This is a genomic window from Moraxella sp. CTOTU47616, from assembly GCF_032017465.1.
Taxonomy (GTDB): Bacteria; Pseudomonadota; Gammaproteobacteria; order Pseudomonadales; family Moraxellaceae; genus Faucicola; species Faucicola tetraodonis.
In genome coordinates, this window is record NZ_DALZPU010000003.1 from 299057 (window position 1) to 322253 (window position 23197).

Here is a 23197-nt window from a genome sequence, read left to right on the forward strand (position 1 = left end):
AGACTGGACAGGCATGATGTGGTATGGTTATTTTAGCCATGCCTTTTTTTATTGTCTAAATGTAGTAAAAACACTACAATATAAAAATAATGAGGGGCTATAATGACAACTTACACGATTAGCCAAACAAATATATTTAGCGATTGGCTTAATGACCTAAAAGACCCTATAGGCAAAGCAGGCATAGCGATAAGAATTAAACGGGCTGAAAGTGGTAATTTTGGGGATTGTAAGCTACTACCTAGTACAGGCGGTATATATGAAATGCGAATATTTAAGGGCAATGGCTATCGAATATATTACGCCCAACAAGGCGAAACGATTTATTTATTATTGATGGGCGGCGCAAAAGATAGCCAGCAAACGGATATCAACAAAGCCGTGAAATTATGGCAAACCATACAACAGCAGGATACTACAGACAATGACCACAACTAACCAACCTATTAAAATCAGCCGTTTTGATGTGGCAAGTTATTTAACTGATGAAGCCACCATACAGGCGTATCTTAATGAACTGCTAGAGGACGGAACGCCAGCCCAATTTGTGCAAGCCCTTAACGATGTTGCTAGAGCAAGGGGCATGAATGACGTAGCCAAAGGGGCAAATATGGGTAGGACTACCCTATATAAAACCTTACAATCTGAAAAGCCACGTTTTGAAAGCCTAGCCAAAGTATTAGACAGTTTGGGCTATCAATTACAAGTCGTAAGTAAACACGCCTAACTACTTTTTAAATGATTGGGTGATGGTTAAACCTTTGCCCTTTTTTATTGCCCAAACATCGCCACATATATCAACGTTAAGGCATTAGAGAAGCAAATTTAGCACCGATACCACAGGCATGGGCATAACGCGAATGGTAAGTAATGAGCGGACTTTTTGCAGTGCCTAAAACGCATTCAGCGCCATCAGTACTGAACGCTGGCAAAACTATCTAATCAGTAATTGCTTGCCCATAACTTATCGTATATAGTAAAAATCCAACTTATGTAAGGGATTGAGTATGAAAAAGTTAGCGGTAGCGGTTTTTGGCTTCATGATGGCTGGTGTGGCAGTTGGTGCAGAAACTTATACTAAAAATGATATACGCTTAGCATTAAAACCATTAACTGATAAGAATAACAAGTATTCAGATGAATGGATTTATGCAACGCAAGCAAATGATACCAAAGTGTTTTTTTTAAGAAATAGTTGGAATATATCATATATGTTTGGTGAAGATTATGACCTCGATTCAAGAATTAAAACAGTCGAGGGTTGGTTAAAGACCGTTGCACTAGATGAAAAACAGATAGAAAATGTGTTCTTCAATAACACGGTTGAGCATTGGAATATTAATTGTGCTAATAATACATATTTTATAGATTCAGTCGAATACTATCTTGATGATGAACTTAAGAGCAATGAAGAATATATAAGACCAACAACTAAAAATGAATATATGGCTAAAGAGAATTTTAAATTTCGATATCCTGCACCAAAAGGTATAGCTATTAATACTATTGATATAGCTTGCTCATTTGAACAGCCAAAGGAAGAAATAAAAAAATATTTAAACGAAAAATACAAGTAAACCCACTCAAGCAGTGGGTTTTTTATACTCAAAATTTTTATGAGATAGAAATATCAAAGTTTTCAAATAAACTAAATTACTTGAATTAAAAACCCAGTATTATCAATGCTTACAAATAAAAAAAGGCTGATGATAATTCATCAGCCTTTTTGGTGCTTAGCCAATGCATACTAAGCTATGTCAAAGCCATACATTTTGCGCTAATTATTCAGCAATGGCTGCTACTTTGAATAATTGACGACCACGGTAAAAACCGTCTTTGGTCGCATGGTGACGGATGTGTTTTTCACCGGTAGTTGCATCTACAGCAACAGCATTGATTGTGATGCGGTCGTGTGAACGACGCATATCACGGCGTGAACGGCTTTTACGGTTTTGTTGAACAGCCATGAGGTTAGCTCCTGTGCTTCTCGCTATTAAAACATCGTTCCCTTAACCTCATTACATCATCATGCAAACAACTTGATATCGATATTTGGCATGGATATAAGGCAAACTATTGGAACAGACAATCAGATAAATTTATAAACGCCATATTATACGTAAAAAAACCCATTTAGCAAAGCCTTAACCGACATTTAGTGGCAAGTTTTTGTTACTACGTGTATGACAGCGTATATACTGGCGTTGTTCTTTTTAACTTTTTAAGCTTGCCAGTACAGCAAACGGATTTTCTTTTTCTGCCACTGCCTCTGGCAACTCGCCCACCTCAGTGACTGCCATTTCGCAGTCATCATGCTTGGGCGCTAATGGCAAATCGACCAATAATTCATCTTCAATCATCGGTAATAGCCACAGTTTATTGTCATCCGTTAGCTCATCAACCAGGATGATTTCTGTGCCTTCATCAAGCAATGCGACGTGATTTTCATCTTCAAGTAGCGCAAGCTCACTATCGACATCTAGACTCACTGCGACGGGGTCTAGGCAGCGCTGGCAGGTTTGCCAAAGCACGCCCGTGGTGTGTAGTTGCCAAAATACCACGTCCCCTTTTTTCTGAATATCTAGTATCACATCCAGTGGCTGATCGTTGTCATGATGTTCATCACCCAAGGCATAGATACGTGGTAAATCCTTGAGACTCACCTCGCCTTCCCAGTGATAATGGTTATCGTTGTTATACTCCCAACGTGCCAAATCAATAAACTTGACCAAGCTGGCACTAGAGCCAATCTCACTGGTGGTGTTATTGGCGGTTTTGGATGGGGCAGTTGTTGGTACATCTTGCGATGATTGTGCTGGCACGTTTGATGAAGAATGTAGCGTCATTTCACCGCTCCTTTCAGTTATATTGCGTTGTAGTATAAAGCATACTGACGTCCATTGCATGGTAGCATGTTGTTGGCGTGATTTCCTAGTCGATGCGGGCGGTTAAATTGTATAATAGCAATTTTTATCGACCCTACTTTTGCTATGTCCACACACCTATCGCCACTATCTGCACAAATATCATTACCAACCCTTGCTATTTTTCCCTTTATGACGCTGCCTTTTGTCAGTCAATTCGCGGTGGCGCCTGTGTTAGCCAATGATATGGACACCACTGTGATTGACCAACAAAGGGCGCAGTTAGCATTAAAGGTTAATTTTGTGCCCGTACTCGCCAGTATATCAAAGACAAAAAATCGCCCTTTGACTGACTATCAATGGGTATCGGTGGAAGCATTACAAGTGCAATGGCTAATGGGTTGGTTCAAACTGTGGTTTTGCCATCGTGATACGATTTTGGTCAAAGGCGGGCATGAGCCTGAGTATTTTGCCGCGACCGATACTGAGCCTGCCAAAATTGTGTTTGCACATGGATTTTTTGCCAGTGCCTTGCATGAAATTAGCCATTGGTGTATGGCAGGTCAAAAACGCCGATTGCTCAATGACTTTGGCTACTGGTACGCGCCCGACGGACGTAATGAGCAGCAGCAGCAACAATTTGAACAAGTGGAAATCCTGCCGCAAGCGATTGAATGTTTATTAACGCTGGCTTGCAACAAACCCTTTAGCGTGTCTAAAGATAATTTGTTTGCTGATTTTGATACCAGTCAAAGCACTTTTGAAGCTGATGTACAAGCCCAAGCGGTGAAGTTTTGGCAAACGGGGCAAAAACTGTCAACCGATGCCAAAGTGTTGCTAAGCCAGTTAACCAAACTGCGCCCGCTACCATTGACCTCGTTTGATATCTATCACAATTTTATCAAAGTTAATTAGGCCAATAAAAAAAGGCAGTCATTGAACGCTGCCTTCTTTATGGGGCATAAAAACTTAATCTTCTTTATATTTGTCATGACAGGATTTACAGCTAGCGCCCAAATCACCAAATTGGGTTTTGATGCCATCAACACTGGTTGCAGTCGCAGCGGCGGCATTGAGGGCACTGGCAGCGGTTTTAAATTTATCAATTTGTTGTTGGAACCCTGCAGCATCGCGCCAAATTTCATCTTTTGCTTCACCGCCTTTGGCTGTCTCTGGATAATGCACCCAAGGATTTTGGTTAAGTTTCTCGGCGGCGGCTTTGACTTGCGCGGCATCAAATTTGCTTGGGTCTTTGACCATCGCACCAATCGTTTGGTTGGTTTTTTTCCAATCTTTCATGATTCTTTCACGCGCTTTTTTGTGGTCTTCTGGCGTCATGTTAGGGTCAACTGCCGTGGTCGACGTCGTTGTGGTACTTACCGTAGCGGTTGCCTTTGCACCATTGGCGCTAGCGGTAACTGTGGTAGAAGGCGCTGAAGCGGTCGTTGTGGTTGTGGTTTCTGTTTTTTTATTACAGCCTACCAGCGCCATCGCAACTATTAATGGGGTGGCAAATTTTAATGCAGTCGACATCGTCCTTTCCTTCCGTGTTTTTGGTTTATATGAATTAAATAATGAATGTTATTATCAGAGTGTGGATTAATCATCTCTAAGGATTTTAACAAGTATTGGTAAAAAAATTATTATGATTTGGTAACTAAGCCTAACCACTCTTTGAGATAGGATGTGGTTTTTTGATTAAGTGCTTTGTAATTTGATTGCTTTGCCTTGGGCTTTGATGGACTTACCTTGTAGGACGGCTTGGGCGATTTTGATATGTTTAGGGTCATGAAAACCTGTGATGTGATACAAGGTTTGACCGTCAGCATTGTAGATGGTCATGCCATCGGTGGTGGGCTCAATGCTATCGCTGGGCAATAATTGATAACTTGTGACGTTAGTATCTTGGTGATGGCTAAAACCTTGTTGGGTCAGTCGCAGTTCACCCCCTGTTAAAGTAGGCACCTGTTTTTTTCGGTTGAATGCTTGCCACACAACACTTGCGATGATGGCTAGTAAAATCATCAGCGAGCCGATGGCAACTGAGAGCAATTTAAATGACATCAATAGCCCTACCACAGCGATTGCGATACCCACCCACAGTATTTGGGTCAGCTTGTTTGGTGTCACCGCTTGACCTTGCAAACCAATGGTAACGCCTGTCTCGGTGACTTTTAACATAATAATCTCTATAACGATTTCAAGGGCGTATGCGCTACGCCCTTACTAGTCTAGCCCGTTTTTTTAGGCTATTTTACCAACCTAGCACCGCTTGTTGTTCGGCAATCAGCTGTTTGATGCCTTCTTCAGCAATCGCTAGCATTTCATCCACTTGCGCACGGGTAAAAGGTTTGTCTTCGGCAGTGCCTTGAATCTCGATAAACTCGCCTTTTTGGGTCATCACGACGTTAAGATCTGTGTCACAGCTTGAGTCTTCGCTATAGTTCAAATCCAACAGTACTTCACCATTTTTAATACCCACAGAGACGGCTGCTACCAAGCCTACCAAAGGATCGGCTTTGAGTTTTTTGGCGGCTTGCAATCTTTCTAACGCATCGACCAATGCCACAGCCGCACCGGTGATACTGGCAGTACGGGTGCCGCCATCGGCTTGCAGCACGTCACAGTCGATATGGATGGTATTTTCCCCAAGCTTTTCAAGATCTACCATCGCCCGTAAGCTGCGACCAATCAAACGCTGAATCTCTTGGGTACGACCTGATTGTTTCCCTTTGGCGGCTTCGCGTTGGGTACGCTCGTGGGTCGCGCGTGGCAACATACCATATTCAGCAGTAATCCAGCCTTTACCTGTGCCTTTAAGCCAGCGCGGTACTTGGGTTTCGATACTGGCGGTACATAGCACTTTGGTATCACCATAGCTGACCAGCACGGCACCTTCGGCATGTTTGGTAAAGTTACGCACAAAACTAATTGGGCGAAGTTGGTTGTTTTCACGATTATCGATACGCATAAGATTCCCTAAAAGACCGCTTTGACGGTTTGGTAGATAGTTTTTAAGCAATGGGCAAAAATTACAGTGGTTTTATGCTACCTTGCCCACCCAGTTTTAGCAAGACAATTCCGTCGGCAACATGGCAGGTTGCTATTCAAGCCCTTCGCGCTTACGCAGCTCTTTACGTAAAATCTTACCAACATTGGACTTGGGCAGACTCTCGACAAATTCGACATAGCGTGGGCGTTTATAGCCACTTAAGTGCTGTTTACCAAACGCCAGTAGCTGCTCAGCGGTGACGCGGTTGTGTTTTCTGACCACGAATATTTTGGGCTCTTCGCCGCGCGTCGCGCTTGGTACGCCAATCGCCACACACTCGAGCACATCGGCATGCTCGAGCATCACTGACTCAATCTCATTTGGGTAGACATTAAACCCTGACACCACAATCATGTCTTTTTTACGGTCAACGATTTTGATAAAACCGCGCTCATCAATGATGCCAATATCGCCTGTGCGCAAATAGCCTGTCGCGGTAAACGCATTAGCAGTCTCGACAGGTAGATTGCGATACCCCACCATCACTTGCGGGCCTTTGACGGCGATTTCCCCGCGTTCGCCAATGCGCACAGGTTGGTCGTTGTTGTCCAATAAGATGATGTCAGTATCAGGGGTTGGTAGCCCGACTTTGTTGGTAAATTCTGCGATAGTTAATGGATTAAAGGTAATCACAGGCGCGGTTTCTGAGAGCCCATACCCTTCGATAATCGGCAACCCTGTGATGGTGTGCCATTTTTTGGCAACACTGGGTAGGATTGCCATGCCGCCGCCAATGGTGGCTTTGAGTTGGGAAAAATCGAGCCTTCGAAATTCAGGATGCTGTATCAAGGCGCTAAATAGCGTATTGACCCCCAAAATAAAATGCGGCGGTGTACGCCTTAGCGTATTGACCAGTTCATTGATATCACGTGGATTGGGCACCAGCCTCGATGCAAACCCACGATATAAAATAAAAACACAGCAAATGGTGAATGAAAATACATGATACAGTGGCAACGACGCCAAAATAATATCTTCTTGTCCTTCTTCATCGTACGCGCTGCGAATCAACGCATCGATTTGCAGCAAATTGGCAATCACATTGCCATGACTGAGCATCGCGCCTTTTGCCGTCCCTGTGGTACCACCGGTATATTGAATTAATACGATATTCGATAACGTGAGATTTGGGCGTTGATAAGCCTTGCTAGCGCCGGCTAATAACTGACTAAAATAAATCCAATTACCTTTTGGCGGCAAATCGGTGGTCGCTGAGACCAGATTGATTAACGCGCCTTTGAGCTTACCTTTTAAATCGCCCAGCCGACAGATGATTAAATGATGTAAATCGCGGTTAAGGTTATCGGCAATGTCTTTATAGGTATAAATAAATTTATCTAATATAAACAACGCCTTGATATCGGCATCATCCATTTGGTGCTCAAGCTCGCGACTGGTGTAGGAAGGGTTCATACTCACCAGCACCATGCCAGCACGGATGACGCCAAGGGTAATCACAGGATATTGCAAAATATTGGGCAACATCACGCCAATAGCATCACCGACCTTGAGCCCTAACTGCTGTAAATAAATGGCAACTTTTAGACTCAGTTTATCTAGCTGCTCGTAAGTAATCTGCTGATCATCGCAGTAATACGCCACTTGTCGTGCATGTTTGGCAAACCCCGCTTCTAAGATGTCAATCAGCGACGTTTGTTCATCTGGCATATCGATGGTACTACAAATGTTATAGCGCTCGTAGCTAATCAGCCACGGTTGCTGATTTTCTTCCCATTCATACATCTCATGCATCGGGCGGTCATTGATTGGTGAAATAGCGTCATCCATAAACTCAGTATTGCTCGTAACAGCCTATTGGTATCCCCAATTTTATAAGGTTAGTTGGGCGCGATGCAATAAAAAACCCAACTAATCTGATATAGAAAAGCTGGGTTTTGGCAACGAGCGTTAGCTTACTTTTTTTCTTCAAGTTTACGCAGTTCTTTGCGCAGGATTTTGCCAACATTTGATTTTGGCAATTCATCCACGAACTCAACTTTACGGGGACGTTTATAACCGGTTAACTCGCTTCGTGCGTATTGCAGCAACTCTTCCTCGGTGAGGCTTGGGTCTTTACGTACCACAAACGCTTTTGGCACTTCACCGCTTTTTTCGCTCGGTACCCCAATCACCCCGACTTCCAACACTTTAGGATGCGCCGCTAGCACCTCTTCAACTTCGTTTGGATAGACGTTAAATCCTGATACCAAAATCATGTCTTTTTTACGGTCAACGATTTTGAAGTAGCCTTGCTCATCAATGACAGCGATGTCACCGGTTTTGAAATAACCGTCTGCTGTCATTACTTCTGTAGTGGCTTCAGGACGCTGCCAGTAGCCTTTCATCACTTGTGGACCTTTAACCGCAATCTCACCACGCTCACCTGCTGCGACTTCATTGCCGTTGTCATCGAGCAGTTTGATGTCGGTGTTGGGCATCGGGATACCGATTTTGGCGCTAAATTGCTCTTGTGCCAAGGGGTTTAGGGTGGCAACGGGTGAGGTTTCGGACAAGCCGTAGCCTTCTAGGATATTGGTACCTGTAATACGTTTCCACTCTTCAGCGGTTGAAGGCAATACCGACATACCACCCCCTAGCGACAAACGCAATTTGCTGTGGTCTAATGCGCGAAAACCGGCGTGGTGCGCCAAGCCATTAAATAATGTGTTCACCGCTGGGAAGAAGACTGGCTTATATTTTGCTAGTTCTTTGACAAAGCTGTCCATGTCACGGGGGTTTGGAATCAATACAACCGTAAAGCCCATGTTCATACCTAGTAGCGCACAGGCGGTAAATGAGAAAATATGGTAGAGCGGTAAGGCAACGACGACGTACTCACCCACCATTTGATTGGGGAATACTTGCCTGGCGAACTCTTGGCACTGTAGCATATTGGATACCAAGTTACTGTGGGTAAGCATCGCCCCTTTGGCAACCCCTGTGGTGCCGCCAGTATACTGTAGTACCGCAATATCACTGCCCTTGATACCTTCTGGTCGCTGATAGCGACTGGCAGAAGCTTGCTTGATCACACTCTTAAAGGTCACATGCCCGTCAATTTGCCAAGCTGGAATGGCTTTTTTGACATACTTGACCACAGTATTGACTAGCATACCTTTAAACGTACCCATCAAATCACCGATTGAACAGACAATAACGTGATCAACCATTTTTTTGCCGATATCTTGATAGGTTTTGGCAAAGTTTTCAACGATAAATAACGCTTTGGCTTGTGAGTCTTCTAACTGATGGGCTAATTCATGAGCGGTGTATAGTGGATTGACATTGACTAAGATAAAACCTGCGCGGATGATACCAATCATACACACTGGGTATTGCAAGATATTTGGCATCATCACTGCAACGGTATCGCCTTTTTTTAGACCCAAACCCTGCAAATACGCCGCGATTTGGCGGCTATAAGTGTCTAGCTGACGATAGGTCATGCTACTACCCATACACACAAAGGCATCACTACCATTGAATTGTTCGAAATTCTTCTCAAAAACATTCATTAGGCTGACTTCGTCACCGGGTATTTGTATGTTATAGTTCATGCCGTAATGCTCATAAGTCTTTAACCAAGGTTTCTCATGATGATCGGTAAGCTTTGGCGCATGTGGCTGCGCTTCCATATTATCGATGGGAGTATCGATGGGCGCAGTGTCTTGGGCATTGTTGTCAGGGATTTGAGCTGAGGTGGTTGATTCATTCATGAGAAATGTTTTCCTTAGGTATGCGGTCTATCAGCGAATAGCATATTGATAATTAAAAGAATTTTTATAAAAAGGTCCATCCCACTACTAAAAATTATATTAAAAATCGCGGCCAAATGTACTATTAACATACTAAATATTTACTCAATTCTCAAGCCTATTCTCTGTACTTATGGGATGATAAAAATGATTTCGCATCGAAATGGTTATCCATTATTTGACCGTTAAAGCGGCTACAGTATCCAGTTATCTTTAAAAGGCGTTTTTGCGACACATTTTGACGTGTAAAACTGGGCAAATTTGCCATGTCATGGATTAATACTTGTTTTTCTACTCTCAAGCTTTATGATATTTCCTCATACTTGTTATCTCTCTTTTGCACTTTCTTTTTTTTGCACTTTCTTTTATTTTTTGTCATTGATTAAGTAACCATTATGTCCGATACCTTTGTAGCAAAAATTACCAAACCAAACGATTTGAATAACCCCACTCGCTCAGTCGCTGAATTTACCGAAAACGCGTATCTGAACTATGCGATGTACGTCATCATGGACCGGGCATTGCCACACGTTGCCGACGGGTTAAAACCTGTGCAGCGCCGTATCGTGTATGCGATGAGCGAGCTTGGGCTCAAAAATACTGCCAAACCCAAAAAATCAGCGCGCACTATCGGCGACGTCATTGGTAAATACCATCCGCATGGCGACTCAGCCTGTTATGAAGCCATGGTGTTGATGAGTCAGCCGTTTAGCTACCGTTATCCACTCATTAGCGGTCAAGGCAATTTCGGCTCGCCTGATGACCCAAAATCCTTCGCTGCGATGCGCTACACCGAAGCCAAGCTATCGGCTTATGCCAATACCTTGCTAAACGAGCTGGGTCAAGGCACTGTCGATTGGCAAGACAACTTTGACGGCACCTTGCAAGAACCCGTCACCTTGCCTGCTCGCCTGCCGAACATCGTGCTCAACGGCACAACGGGCATTGCGGTCGGTATGGCAACCGATATCCCGCCACATAACTTATCTGAAGTGGTCAAAGGCTGCATTGCGCTACTTAAAAAACCCACAATGACAGAAAAAGAGCTGGCAAAGTACATCCCTGCACCCGATTTGCCGACCAAAGCAGAAATCATCACCTCGCCTGAGGATTTGCTACAGCTATATAAAACGGGTCGTGGTAGCTACAAAATGCGTGCTACTTATCATGTCGATGACAAAGAAAAAAACTTAGTCATCATCGATGCGCTACCCTATCAAATCTCCGGTAATAAAATCATTGAGCAAATTGCCAATTTAATCAATGCCAAAAAACTGCCTTGGGTAACTGACATCCATGACGAATCCGACCACCAAAACGCTTGCCGTATCGTGCTTGAGCTGCGCTCTAACCGTGTTGATATCGAGCCGATGATGAGCCATTTGTTTGCCAGTACCGACCTTGAGAGTAATTACCGCGTTAATCTCAACATGATTGGCACCAATGGCAAACCCCAAGTCAAATCACTGCTTACCATTCTCACCGAATGGCTCTCTGTGCGCCGAGATACCGTCACGCGCCGTTTGCAATACCGCTTGGATAAAATCGAGCAGCGCCTACATATCTTGGCAGGTTTGCTGATTGCCTATCTGCATATTGATGAGGTCATCCGTATCATCCGTGAGGAAGACGACCCAAAAGCAGAATTGATGACGCGCTATGATTTGACCGAAATCCAAGCCAACGCGATTTTGGACATTCGTCTGCGTCAATTGGCACGCCTTGAAGAAATTGAGCTAAAACGTGAACAAAGTGACCTAGAAGCAGAAAAAGCCCAAATCGAAGCCTACTTGAACAACCCAGACAAATTGACTGGTTTAATGATTGAAGAGCTCACTGCCGATATGAAAGAGCATGGCGACAAACGCCAATCGCCGATTGTAGAACGCACGGAAGCCACCGCGCTTAAAGAAACTGACCTAGCCCCAAGCGAGCCTGTAACGGTCATCGTGTCAAAATCAGGCTGGATTCGCTCCGCCAAAGGGCACGATGTCGATGCCGCCAATATGAATTACCGTTCGGGCGATGCCTATCTTGCCCATGCGCAAGGCAAATCCAATGAAAAAGTCTATCTCATGGATAACACCGGTCGCAGCTATCGCCTCGATGCCCATACCTTACCCTCTGCTCGGGGGCAAGGCGAGCCGCTCACAAGCCTGCTAAAACCCACGGGTGGGGCAAGTTTTGTCAATGTGCTGATGGGACAAGATGACAGTAAACTCATCATGGCAAGCTCGCAAGGCTATGGCTTTATCAACACCTTTGCTGATCTTGATACCAACCAAAAAGCGGGCAAAAATGTGATTAATTTTGATGACGCTTTTAGTTTAATAACCCACCAAATTGGTGAGCAAGATACGCTAGTTGGCGTGGTCAGCTCGGCAGGGCATTTGCTGGTATACCCATTGACTGAGTTACCGATGATGAAAAAAGGTAAAGGCAACAAGCTGATTGATTTAAAAGACGGTGACAGCGTAGTCGCCATCACGACGTTTAGCGAAGGGGATAGTTTGTCATTGGACAGTGGTAAACGTACCTTGACGCTCAAACCGATGGATATTGCCAATTTTATCGGTACACGCGGTCGACGCGGGACACTTCTGCCGAAAGGGTTTCAAAAGGTGAGTGCTATCAGCAAAGCTAGTTAATTAAGCTCTAGCTGATTTAGTTCTAATTAATTTAGTTTTAGCTCATTCGCTGTTGAATCAATGCCTTTTGTTAAAGGCATTTTTTATGCTTACTTTTTATGCTTAAAGTCTCGTAATAATTCAACACAAAAACCGTATTTAACCGTTGGCAGAAAATCGCTATTCTCTGCCAACTTTTCAATCAAAATCAAACTTTCTATGTACGACTTCGTATTCCAAGACATCAAAACTCATATCGTTAGCTTCACAGGCTTAGAGCGAGATGCCCTACATATTTATGTCGGTATTGGGGTATTTCTTATCACAAGTCTACTTTTTAAAAATAACCGCTATCGTTGGCTTATTGCCTTATTCACGGTGATTGCTGCTGCCAGCATGGGTGAAGTGCTAGACAGACATGACCAGCTTATAATCGACAAGCACTGGTACTGGCAAGGCAGTGTGCATGATATAGTAAACACCTGCTTTTTCCCCACCCTTTTTACCTTGATACTCACCTTTACCCATTTTTTTGAGCGGAACATCACCCAAGCTCATGGTTCAAAACGTTAATTGGGTATCAACTTTTAGCAAACTTTTGGTTCAATCTTGGCAAACTCAGCGATTCGGGGTAAAGTAACCTCATTTTTCACAGTATTTTTAACACCCCAATATTTTTAAAATCAGAGTGTTTTTAAAATTAGCTCTCTCGCATATATGGACAGCCAACCCCTTATGAATCCGCAATTACAGCTTTTGCATCCTTATCCGTTTGCCAAGATGGCAACCTTGCTACAAGGCATCACCCCAAACCCAGACTATGCCCCGATTAAACTAGGTATCGGTGAACCGCAGCACACGCCGCCACAGTTTGTGCTAGACGTCATCAAAGACAATCTGGCTAAAATTCAAAATTACCCCACCACCAACGGTTTGCCCGAGCTGCGCCAAGCGATTGCCGATTGGGTACAGCGCCGTTTCCAGGTCAAACAATTAAATGCCGACACCCAAGTATTACCTGTGATGGGTACACGGGAGGCGCTATTTAGTTTTGTACAAGCGGCATTTGACCGTGAGGATAGCAAACGACCTTACGTAGTGATGCCCAATCCGTTTTATCAGATTTATGAAGGCGCGACGCTGCTCGCTGGCGGACAGCCATATTTTGTCAATTGTACCGCCGACAATAACTTTGTCGGTGATTATGACAGCGTGCCAAGCGAGGTTTGGGAGAAGACCCAACTGGTCTTTGTGTGTAGTCCAAACAACCCAACTGGCTCAGTGATGGATATGGCGCAGTGGCAGCGTCTGGTTGAGCTATCGGATAAATACGGCTTTATCCTAGCCAGTGACGAGTGCTACAGTGAGCTATATTTTGAGGTGCCACCAATTGGACTACTTGAAGTCTGCGCCAAACTCGGACGCGATGATTTTGCCAATTGCGTGGTGTTTCATTCGCTGTCAAAACGCTCCAATCTACCTGGCATGCGCTCAGGATTTGTGGCAGGTGATGCCAAGCTACTAGCGCCGTATGCCCAGTACCGCACTTATCAAGGCTGTGCGATGCCGATTCATCATCAGCTGGCTTCGATTACCGCGTGGCAAGATGAAGCCCATGTGGAAGAAAACCGCAAACTATATCGCCAAAAGTTTGATTTGTGGATAGACAAGCTGTCAGACAAATTACCGTTACGCCGTCCTGATGCCGGTTTTTATTTTTGGTTGCCGGTACAAAATGATGAGCAGTTTGTCAAAGTGATTTATGAACAGCTAAATATCCATGCGCTTGCAGGGCGTTACCTGTCTCGTGATACGCCCCCATACCAAAAGAACAGCGGTAACGCTGGTAAAAACCATGTGCGGATGGCATTGGTTGCAGATATCGCACAAAGCAGCGAGGCGATTGACCGATTGCTGAGCTTAGACTTATCAAATTTGGTGTGATTTTTCATAAAAAAAGTGATGGCTAGCTACCATCACTTTTTTTGACTTTTTATAAGCATTCAGCTTGTAAAGATTCAACGTACAACGACTGCTAGTCTTCAAGATTTTTTAGCAGGGTACTGACCTGTGCCAGTCGTTTGCGTTTTTGGTGGATGTCATGGCTGACAAAGATGTCATCGGTTTCAGGTAACATAAACCAATCTGGGTGGCGAAACGTGTTCTCAATATCTTGTAAGCCACTTTCCCAGTGCTCTCGCATGGTCGAGGCGCTAAACTCATAGTCTTTATAGCCACGCTCATAAGTCTTTTTGTGATAAATCAGATGAATCACGTTTTTGACACCGACTTCCGTCATTTCGCGGGCTTTGTTGACGCACAGTTCTTCAACTTTATCAACTTTAGCATCGTCATCGATGATTTTGAGTAACTCTTTGATAAGGCGCGTATAACGCAGCTTTTGCGCCATAAAGTCAGTAACCATGCGGGTTTTGCTAGAGTATTGAATGTCTTTGATGCGCTCGTCAATCTCCATCATATTCTCTGGCACCGTGCCCTTGGCATTCCACAAATCCACTTGGAAAATCAATTGCTTGAGGTGCTCTTCATGGCTTAAGATTTCATTGAGCGGCGTGTTGGACACCAATCCGCCATCCCAATAATACTCCCCATCAATCTCAACCGCTGGAAAACCTGGCGGTAGTGCACCCGATGCAATAAAGTGATCGTAGTGCAGTTCTTCATTTTCATTGCTAAAAATGGCAAAGTTACCGTTACGCACATTGACCGCAGACACCGATACTTTCATCCGATTGACGTCATTGACCAGTTTTAAATCACAATAACGCTCCAGGGTTTCGCGCAGCTTGTCGGTGGTATAATAGCTTAAGTGATTGGGGGTGGTGTCATACGGCACAAAATAACGCGGTTTAAAAAAGCCACGCTGTCCTTCAATCATGGTTTGCCAAGCCTCAGCGGTAGATTCCATCACCCGCAACTGCTGCTTTAAAAAGCCATTTTCAAATATCCAAGGCATAAAATGGCTTACCATGTCAATCTTGCTGAGTTTATCTAGCTCATTGGCCGTTTGACGGTAGATGTTCAGCCCTGCAGGGGTGTAGTTACGATGGGTGATGGTGTTCCAAAACCCTTGTAGCGCTGCCAAGCGGTTCTCTGGACGGTTACCTGCGATAATGGCGGTATTGAGCGCGCCGATTGAAATACCTGAGATACGGTCGATTTTGATGCCTTGTTTATGCAGCCCTTCATAAATCCCTGCTTGGTAGGCACCAAGCGCACCGCCACCTTGGAGCAGCAACGATACGCTATCGTATTGTTTGACTAATTCTTTGAGTGGTGGCGTGCCTTGTGGTGTGGGCTGATTGGGGTTTGGGTTTGGCGGTTCTATCGCCGTGATTGGTGATGAAGTATCAGTTACCGGCTGGGGTGGTTGCGCAGGTGTGGAAATGGTTTTTCTAGTCGACATAGTAATCTCATCATCCATAAATATATTGTTTTTTTATCTAGTATAGAAGATATATCACTCAAGTATTGTAGCAAGATTTTATAGCGACAAAATGATATATGCGTGACTTTTTTTAGGATTTTGTCATTCATGAACCTTTGATTACACATAAATTGCATATTGCATAAAGGTGAATACACGCAATTTTAAAAAACTGACTTATAGTAAAAAAAGCGGCTCAATCATTGTTGTATTTAGAACGTAGGTATTTAGAGCGGAGATATTTGAAGCCTAAATATCTGGAGCCTAAATTCTGGAGCCTAGATATTTAGAGCCTATGCGCTACGCCCGTATCTTTTTAGCTAACAATTTGCCGTTTAAAATTTACCGTTCAAATGGACAGTTAATCGCCCAAATGCACGTCTTTGACAATCACTTGCTGATGGATGGGGAAATTACCGAGCGTCGCCCCTGCTTTGCGGTCAGCAAAATAATGTTGCAGTGTTTCAATGACATTTTGGAACGCCAAGTCTTCCCAAGGAATGTCTTCTTCGGCAAACAGCGCGCATTCTAGACTCTCGATGCCCACCCCAAATTTGCCATCTTTGAGCGAGCCGATAAACATCACATGAATCTGTCCGATATCGGGTATGTCGTATAGACAATATAACTCTAATGCACTACCGATAGCTTCGGCTTCTTCAAAACACTCACGATTGCCGCCATCTTTCATGGTCTCGCCAAGCTCCATAAAGCCTGCGGGCAACGTCCAATAACCATGACGCGGTTCAATCGCGCGGCGACAGAGCAAAACCTTACCTTCATGAATGAGTAAACAGCCATTGATGACCTTGGGATTTTCGTAATGGATGTAGCCACAAGACGGACACACGATGCGCGGACGACTGTCCATCGGCGGGATTTTGGTTTCGGCTAGATGACCGCATTGCAGGCAGTAAGGCATGGTATTTTCCTATTATTTTTATGTTTTGTAAGGTGAAAGTCGTTTTAAGTATGGTAGCATTGATTGCAGGTTTTTACATGATAAAAATGATTTGAGCAGCTGATTATGAGAAAGTTTAGCTTAGTATTTAACTTGGTATCTAGCTTGATGTTTAGCTAGGTATTAAGTTTGGGATTATTAGCAGGTTGTAGCGCGCCGCATACCCAGCCTAATATGCAAAAACCTGTCTCAGCTATGCCAGCTTTACCGCTTGGTAGTGATATCGACAATAGACAATTAGTTTTAGATAAATTCGGTCAACTTAAAGCGCCCTATAAACATTGCGAAATTGCCCATTAAATTTTGATGAATTAAAAAATATGTCCACAACTAAATTTCAAAGTCCTTTACTGACCCAACTGGCAGAGCGAATCGCAAAACTGCCATTCGATCCCACGCCGCAGCCGTATTCGGTACTCATCGCCATTACCAATGAAGCTGAGCCAAAAATTTTGTACTCGTTGCGCGCTTCGGATATGCGAGAACATGCCGGCGAAGTATCGTTTGCAGGGGGTAGACGCGAAGACACGGACGATAGCAACCAAGCTACCGCGTTACGAGAAACGCATGAGGAAACGGGTATTCATCCCAGTCAAGTGACTGTGCTCGGCGAATTGCCCCTACAATTTGCCAAAAGCGGCAGACCTGTCAAGCCGATTGTGGGGGTGATACCACCCAGCGTTAACCTTGTGCCAGAGATGTGCGAAATTGCAAGGCTATTTTGGGCGGATTTAGCCACGCTTATTCGCCAGCCGACTATCGATTATGCGTATGATTTGGGTCGCCAAGTGATGGTATCACCCAGCTTTATCATTGATGGCGAGACCGTGTGGGGCTTGACTGGACGCATCACCGCAAGCCTACTAGAAATGGGATTCGACCGCCAGATTGATTGGTATTTTAATGTTCACGATAAATAGCCAATCAACCACAAACCAATCACTGCAGCGCTGTCCACGCTAGCATTTCATCCAGCACAGCTTTGGCATTGCTATTATTTTTGACATTGTCGGCATTAATCATCCCAACCACTGCATACCATTTTCCTGATTTGCCTTGAACATAGCCTGCCATGCTGGTGACATTATCGAGCGTGCCTGTTTTGATCCAAGCATGCCCAATGGCAGGGTTATTTGGCTGGCGCAATTTCAGCGCTTTGATGGTACCCGACTCGCCTGCCACGCCCAACGAATCACGATATACGGTAAAATTGGGTGAATGATAAGCGAGAGTTAGCAGCGCTAACATACTATTGGGCGCCACGCGGCAATCACGGCATAAACCTGAGGCTCTAGTCATCACAGGGGGCTGTGCTTGGGGCAGCTTTTGTTGCCACCACTGGTGGATGTAGGCAAAGGTTTTTGGATAAGTACTGATACGCTGCTTGTCGGCATACAGCGGTAGCGACAAGGCGATTTGTTCTGTCATCACATTGTTGGAGTGCTGATTGATGTCTTTGATTTGCTCATGCAATGGATTGGAGGCGACATAGCCAACCAATTTTGGGGTCAAGGGTTTGCCAAAGTATTTTAGGTATAAGCGAATATACCAAGGTAGCGCTTGCGGTATCGCCTTGGCTTGCTGCATATAGGGCACTGCAGGGTTGGCAAATTCAATATTCCCTGTAAAATTTGGCAAGATTTTTTGCCAGTCGGCGATGATTTGTTGTTTAACCAGTACATCTCCATCAGGAAACGTCAGATAGCGCTTTTGCTCACCACAGAAGGCGGACGCGGTTTGGTGAAAGCTCAATCCTGTGGACGTCAATGTCCCAATCCAATCGTCTTGGTTGTTATTGCAAGGCGCTTGACTGGCTTTAAGTGTTGTAGGCATAGTAAAGTTTGCCAGCGCAGGCTTTAGACTGACTTGATACGCCGCTACGTCTTTGGGATTAATCGAGGGTTTGCTTTGGATTTGCTCAAGATTTGCCGCGGGATTGTCGATATCTGTCGAAGCTGATGTTGTGGGTTGCGTGACACTGCTGGTATTAGGTTTTACGACCGGTGCGGCATTGGGTTTTGGCAGTGGCACTAAATCCACTTCCACCGTACCAAAATTGGTCAACAAAGCATTGGGCTGGGCATTATAAGGACGTAAGCCTTTACCATCAAACGCATTAACATCAAAATCCACCCCTTGAAACTGCTGATTGTCGATGATTAAATTGCCTTGTACTTGCTTAATACCCTGTGCTTTGATCATGGCAAGCAGCTGGTACAAGCGCTCGTTTTCCAGTTTTGGGTCGCCACTGCCCTGCACAATCACATCACCATAAAGCGTGCCTTTCCACACAAAACCATGCTGATACAATTTGGTTTGCCAAACAAAGTCTTTGCCCAAACTATCAAGCGCCACATAAGTGGGAATCAGTTTTTGCGTAGATGCAGGGGTACGTGGCACATCAGCGTTATAACTAAACAAAGGCGTTTGGGGTGTAGTCGACGCTGCATTTTGCGGATTGTCCGTTAACGGTTGTACCACCATGCTCATACTATCGGTCGGAATATGGGCTTGGGCAAGTTTGGCCTGAATCGCTTCAGGTAGCTTGTTGACTGGATCGCGCTGCCCCATGACTGCATGGCTTTGCTTGGTCACTGGGTCAGTCGTCATTGGCGGCTGGACTTGTGTGGTATCTGACGTATGACCCACCAAGGATAAACAAGCCATCCCTAGCAATAAACCCGTTTTTAAAGACAATAATTGAGTAACGCGGGTTTGCAGACCCACGGATTGGCGTGAATTTTTCATAACAACAGCAACAATGTGACGAATCTATACTAGACAAAAATAAGCTGCCACCTTAGCGCTTTTTGCCATAAAAATCCACCTGATTTCATAGCAAATCGGCTAAAATTAAGGCATTTAGACAAACTGCCGTAGCCTTCTGTTGCAATTCTCTACATTTCAATTTTCAGATATTTGCTAAACTGTCGCCTAATTACTACATTGCAGTCACTGCTATTGCCGTTTTGGGTTTCAATCGAGAACGCTGACCCCTTGCTTTGGGGTGTTGGGTCAAAATTATTTAGGTTAAAAAAATTTATGTTAAACAAATCTATCGCCACCTCTGCCATGACTATAGGTGCTATGAGTGTCGTGCTAGCGTTATCTGCATGCTCAAAAAAAGATGACAAAGCCGCAACCACCACTGCTTCTGCAACGACGACTACCACCACGTCAGCTTCTACGACTACTGCACCTTTGGCAGCATCCCAAGCCATCTCTAGCGCGCCTGCTAGTGCTGCTGCTGTTACCACCACCGCTTCGTCAACCACAACTACTGTCACCACGCCAGCGACTGCAGAAAAAACCGCCAACGTTAGCAGCGCCCCTACAGTTGCCGCCAATAATGCCGCGGCTGCAACACCCAATCTTGCCCTAAAAGCGGATTTGACTCAGTTATTTAAAACCTTAAATGAGCTTGACCGCACTACCCAAGCCAAACAAGCAGACATGGCAAAAAAAATGCAAAACGCCAAAACGCCTGCTGACCAACAAGCTTTCTTTAAAGAAGTGGTGGCACAGTTAGACTTGCAAAAAGCCACGCTCAACAAACTAAAATTTAATGACCCGCGTGTCGCACAAACCCGCGATAAAATGGTTGAAAGTATCACCAATAGCCGTGCCGGTACGGCGGCTTTAATCAAAAAACCAACGGCAACCCCAGAGACCAATCCAGAAATTGCTAAGTCGATGGAAAAAGCGCAAAAATCTGCCGAAGAAGCCCGTACCATGTTGATGCAATTAACTGAGGAAGCAGGCATCAAACCAAAAGGCGCAGACGCCGCGGCTAGCAAAAAATAAAGTCATTTTTAGATAAAAAACTTTCATGATGAGAGTTTTTTTATGTCGGTTAGCTTTTATGACTTCATAAGCCCGCTATGACTGCATCAAGTGGGTGAATAACATGGCAGTCATAATGGCATCATTGAGGGCATTATGTGCAGGTAATCGCGGGATTTGGTATTCTTCTAGCAGTTGATTGAGGTGTGGTAACTGCCCAACTTGGCTGGGGTCATGTCGATGCTGATTTTGTTGATACAAGCGACTGACATCGACAAGTTTATTAGCCAGTTCCACCCCTAAAAACGGTTTGGCAATGGCATTTAAAAACGCCATATCCATGTCCACACAAAACCCAATTATCGGACGGTTTTTAAGCATGGGCAATAATTGGGTGAGCATCTCGTCATACGATAAGCCATTGTCGACATCTATCGGTCTTAATCCGTGAATCACAATGGTGTCATCGGTGGGCATCACAGGCGGACGGCATACCAATGACAGCGCGCTATCGGTATCAATCACAAACCCGTCACTTTCTTTGCGTACCCGTACTGCACCGACACTTAAAATATAATCTTGTTTGGCATTAAGCCCGGTCATTTCTAGATCTAGGCTCACCCACTCATTGGGGACTTTAGATAGCGGGTTATCAAACAGATAAGCGTACTCCGGCTTGCTGAGCCGCTGTTTTTGTCGCTCAAGTTTTTGACCGTCGAACAGATTTTTGATGCGATTAAACATGGTTTTTCTCTAGGCAATTAACACTATCTATTTCGTTAAAAAATATCTTTAATTAAAAAATATCTAGGCGATAATGATGGGTAATAAAGGTTTTAAAATCTTTGACCATCGCCAAACATTCTTTTAACAAGTCTTTTTCTAGGGCTGATAAGTGATTGGGATTTACCACTCGCGCTTTTCTATCTTGTGTGGTCAATGCCACATCCAGTCGTTTTGCCATAAAAAAATCCAGTGCTTCTGCCAGATTTTGCGCCATGGTATCATCTAGCACGTGTTGCTGTGCCAGCTGCTGCAGCCGGTTTCTGGTGTTGGTATCAGTGATATGATATTCCAGTGACAAGGCTCGCACGCCATGGACAATCGGGAATATCCCTGCTTTTTTTAGGTCAATATCAGTCTCACTGCCACCGACAAATTTTTGCCACCAACCACTGCTATCGCCAAATTGCAAAATTGGTTTGGCAAAACGGTTGATAAAGTTGCTAGTCGCCACATTTTTCGCGCTGACTTGCCAATGTTTTTGCAGCTGCTCAAAGAGCTTAATATCGCCGCAAACAAAATGCGCATCGACTAAGGTCGCAATCCACATCATATCTTCACTACTGCCACTCACGTACCATGCGGTGATTTGTTTTTCAAAGGCGGTTGAAGTTTTTCGCCAACGCTCGTTGCTAAGCATAATCTTGCCATCACAATAGGGATAACCCATATTCGCCAATGCCTCATTGAACTGCGCCGCATAGCTGGGCAGATTGTCATCTTTAAAACCATTGCGGATAATTAGCGCGTTGTCTTGGTCAGTACGCAAGATTTGTTCACCACGCCCTTCTGAGCCCATCACAAACAGACAGGTATTGTAGAAGGTGATAGCAGGCACAATCAGCTGCCATACCTTGGCGAACACTTGTAAATTCAAGCTTTGCACCATACGGCTGATAACATGGATTTTGATGCCGCTGGCGTGCTGCTCACGGATAAATTTACCAATCAATTCCACCGCCACCGCAACATCCTCTAAGCTCTGCGCTTGCTCAATACGAGCGACGATAAGATTGGAATGGTTGGTTAAAAAGCTCAGTAATTCGGTTTGCCCCAAAATCCCAATGATTTGACCTTGACTGTCAATAATGGGTAAACGGTGGGTACGAGTTTGTAGCATGGTTAGCAAGGCTTCACTGACATCTTGCGATTGATGCACGGTATGGATTTTAAAATTGGTAAAGTCCAGCACAGGCGTAGTGGCAAAATCAACTTTTTGTCCAATCGCTCGGCACACATCGGTTTGGGTAAAAATACCGATGCGCTCGACATACGCTGCGATGGTGGATTTTTCGACGCCTTGTGCGATGAGTTTGTCACGCTCCGCTTCGGTCATTCGCGCTTGTGACTTAACCAAAATATGCTTGATGTCAAATTGGTTCATCGCCATGGTGGCATCGTATAGGGTTGCCGTATCATCGACAAAATGCGGTGGTTTGATATGCTGTCCCAAATTGGCAATCGGTTGATATAGCAGTTTTTGACTTTCACTTTGGGCAAGGCGGGCTTGGTGATGGTTAAGACGGGCAGCGACATCGGCAAACAAGGCGTTTTTTAAGCTGGGATTTTGCTCAGTGATTGCGCTTAGCACTTGGCCATCGATACGGTACATCAGACTTTGCTGCTGGGTGATAAAGTTGAACACACCGTTTTGCCTGACCTTGGTATCAAACCAATCGCCTGCATTTAAGGTAGCAATCAACGCATCACCTTGTAATTGATGAACAAAGCCTTTAAGGAGAATAAAAAAATCCCCTTGCCATCCAGTGGGTATGGGCTGCAAGTTGTCCAAATAGACGATTTTACTGTGCTGCTGCAGATAGGTTCGCTGCTGAGCGCTTAGTGTATCAAACGGGGACTGGTATAGATGTTGTATGTCTAAAGTCTGTATCGTCGAGCCACTCATATCACCATCCTTGTATTG

General features: G+C 44.6%; 22 protein-coding genes. 10 read left to right on the forward strand and 12 right to left on the reverse strand.

Features of this window, described 5'->3' with window-relative positions; genetic code table 11:
* Positions 1-102: 102 nt before the first annotated feature.
* The 3 genes from RTS10_RS05550 (at position 103) to RTS10_RS05560 (ending at position 1577) form a co-directional block, all read left to right on the forward strand.
* Positions 103-438, forward strand: a complete 336-nt coding sequence (locus RTS10_RS05550; RefSeq protein ID WP_312539539.1) for a type II toxin-antitoxin system RelE/ParE family toxin — start codon at positions 103-105, stop codon at positions 436-438.
* Positions 425-727 carry an addiction module antidote protein gene (locus tag RTS10_RS05555; RefSeq protein ID WP_312524120.1) on the forward strand — a complete coding sequence of 101 codons (303 nt, stop codon included), beginning with the start codon at positions 425-427 and terminating at the stop codon, positions 725-727. Before RTS10_RS05550 ends, RTS10_RS05555 begins: the two co-directional genes overlap by 14 nt.
* A gap of 280 nt (positions 728-1007) precedes the next feature.
* Positions 1008-1577 (forward strand): hypothetical protein, encoded by a 570-nt coding sequence (locus RTS10_RS05560; protein WP_312539540.1) that lies wholly within the window; start codon positions 1008-1010, stop codon positions 1575-1577.
* 204 nt (positions 1578-1781) lie between these two features.
* On the opposite strand, the gene rpmF is transcribed toward RTS10_RS05560, so the two are convergent.
* Positions 1782-1967: a 50S ribosomal protein L32 gene (gene rpmF, locus RTS10_RS05565; protein ID WP_312539541.1), complete on the reverse strand. Its 186-nt coding sequence runs from the start codon at positions 1965-1967 to the stop codon at positions 1782-1784.
* A 246-nt stretch (positions 1968-2213) separates the two neighbouring features.
* The gene (locus tag RTS10_RS05570) at positions 2214-2846 is read right to left on the reverse strand and encodes a YceD family protein (RefSeq protein ID WP_239743296.1); all 633 of its coding nucleotides are present in this window, start codon (positions 2844-2846) and stop codon (positions 2214-2216) included.
* A 144-nt stretch (positions 2847-2990) separates the two neighbouring features.
* Here RTS10_RS05570 and RTS10_RS05575 point away from each other — a divergent pair, with 144 nt between their 5' ends.
* Positions 2991-3779: an elongation factor P hydroxylase gene (locus RTS10_RS05575; protein WP_312539542.1), complete on the forward strand. Its 789-nt coding sequence runs from the start codon at positions 2991-2993 to the stop codon at positions 3777-3779.
* A 54-nt stretch (positions 3780-3833) separates the two neighbouring features.
* On the opposite strand, the gene RTS10_RS05580 is transcribed toward RTS10_RS05575, so the two are convergent.
* The 5 genes from RTS10_RS05580 to RTS10_RS05600 all read right to left on the reverse strand — a co-directional run bounded on the left by RTS10_RS05580 (position 3834) and on the right by RTS10_RS05600 (position 9551).
* Complete coding sequence (locus RTS10_RS05580; RefSeq protein ID WP_312539544.1) at positions 3834-4397, reverse strand: c-type cytochrome; 564 nt, start codon at positions 4395-4397, stop codon at positions 3834-3836.
* A 165-nt stretch (positions 4398-4562) separates the two neighbouring features.
* A complete protein-coding gene (locus tag RTS10_RS05585) occupies positions 4563-5045 on the reverse strand; it encodes a hypothetical protein (RefSeq protein WP_312539545.1) in 483 nt (160 codons plus the stop codon).
* 73 nt (positions 5046-5118) lie between these two features.
* The gene (gene rph / locus RTS10_RS05590) at positions 5119-5835 is read right to left on the reverse strand and encodes a ribonuclease PH (protein ID WP_312539546.1); all 717 of its coding nucleotides are present in this window, start codon (positions 5833-5835) and stop codon (positions 5119-5121) included.
* A gap of 132 nt (positions 5836-5967) precedes the next feature.
* Positions 5968-7704 carry an AMP-binding protein gene (locus tag RTS10_RS05595; RefSeq protein ID WP_312539547.1) on the reverse strand — a complete coding sequence of 579 codons (1737 nt, stop codon included), beginning with the start codon at positions 7702-7704 and terminating at the stop codon, positions 5968-5970.
* 125 nt (positions 7705-7829) lie between these two features.
* Positions 7830-9551, reverse strand: a complete 1722-nt coding sequence (locus RTS10_RS05600) for an AMP-binding protein (RefSeq protein ID WP_312539570.1) — start codon at positions 9549-9551, stop codon at positions 7830-7832.
* A 515-nt stretch (positions 9552-10066) separates the two neighbouring features.
* Between RTS10_RS05600 and parC the strand changes: the two genes are divergently transcribed.
* The 3 genes from parC (at position 10067) to dapC (ending at position 14242) form a co-directional block, all read left to right on the forward strand.
* Positions 10067-12319: a DNA topoisomerase IV subunit A gene (parC, locus tag RTS10_RS05605; RefSeq protein WP_312539548.1), complete on the forward strand. Its 2253-nt coding sequence runs from the start codon at positions 10067-10069 to the stop codon at positions 12317-12319.
* Between the two features lie 198 nt (positions 12320-12517).
* Complete coding sequence (locus RTS10_RS05610) at positions 12518-12871, forward strand: hypothetical protein (RefSeq protein ID WP_095356598.1); 354 nt, start codon at positions 12518-12520, stop codon at positions 12869-12871.
* 162 nt (positions 12872-13033) lie between these two features.
* Positions 13034-14242: a succinyldiaminopimelate transaminase gene (gene dapC, locus RTS10_RS05615; protein WP_312539550.1), complete on the forward strand. Its 1209-nt coding sequence runs from the start codon at positions 13034-13036 to the stop codon at positions 14240-14242.
* Between the two features lie 91 nt (positions 14243-14333).
* Here the strand turns inward: dapC and RTS10_RS05620 are convergent, their stop codons facing one another.
* Together RTS10_RS05620 and RTS10_RS05625 are read right to left on the reverse strand one after the other, a co-directional pair.
* The gene (locus RTS10_RS05620; protein ID WP_312539551.1) at positions 14334-15725 is read right to left on the reverse strand and encodes a patatin-like phospholipase family protein; all 1392 of its coding nucleotides are present in this window, start codon (positions 15723-15725) and stop codon (positions 14334-14336) included.
* A 382-nt stretch (positions 15726-16107) separates the two neighbouring features.
* The gene (locus tag RTS10_RS05625) at positions 16108-16668 is read right to left on the reverse strand and encodes an NUDIX hydrolase (protein WP_007115639.1); all 561 of its coding nucleotides are present in this window, start codon (positions 16666-16668) and stop codon (positions 16108-16110) included.
* A gap of 168 nt (positions 16669-16836) precedes the next feature.
* Between RTS10_RS05625 and RTS10_RS05630 the strand changes: the two genes are divergently transcribed.
* Positions 16837-17007 (forward strand): hypothetical protein, encoded by a 171-nt coding sequence (locus RTS10_RS05630; protein WP_224054535.1) that lies wholly within the window; start codon positions 16837-16839, stop codon positions 17005-17007.
* 20 nt (positions 17008-17027) lie between these two features.
* Positions 17028-17627, forward strand: coding sequence for an NUDIX hydrolase (locus tag RTS10_RS05635; protein WP_312539552.1), 600 nt, complete (start codon positions 17028-17030; stop codon positions 17625-17627).
* A gap of 19 nt (positions 17628-17646) precedes the next feature.
* Here the strand turns inward: RTS10_RS05635 and RTS10_RS05640 are convergent, their stop codons facing one another.
* Positions 17647-19455, reverse strand: coding sequence for a D-alanyl-D-alanine carboxypeptidase/D-alanyl-D-alanine-endopeptidase (locus RTS10_RS05640; RefSeq protein ID WP_312539553.1), 1809 nt, complete (start codon positions 19453-19455; stop codon positions 17647-17649).
* A 294-nt stretch (positions 19456-19749) separates the two neighbouring features.
* Between RTS10_RS05640 and RTS10_RS05645 the strand changes: the two genes are divergently transcribed.
* Positions 19750-20511 (forward strand): hypothetical protein, encoded by a 762-nt coding sequence (locus RTS10_RS05645; protein WP_312539554.1) that lies wholly within the window; start codon positions 19750-19752, stop codon positions 20509-20511.
* 75 nt (positions 20512-20586) lie between these two features.
* On the opposite strand, the gene RTS10_RS05650 is transcribed toward RTS10_RS05645, so the two are convergent.
* Positions 20587-21234 (reverse strand): 3'-5' exonuclease, encoded by a 648-nt coding sequence (locus tag RTS10_RS05650; protein ID WP_312385900.1) that lies wholly within the window; start codon positions 21232-21234, stop codon positions 20587-20589.
* 52 nt (positions 21235-21286) lie between these two features.
* Positions 21287-23179: a putative nucleotidyltransferase substrate binding domain-containing protein gene (locus RTS10_RS05655; RefSeq protein WP_312539555.1), complete on the reverse strand. Its 1893-nt coding sequence runs from the start codon at positions 23177-23179 to the stop codon at positions 21287-21289.
* Positions 23180-23197: the final 18 nt, after the last annotated feature.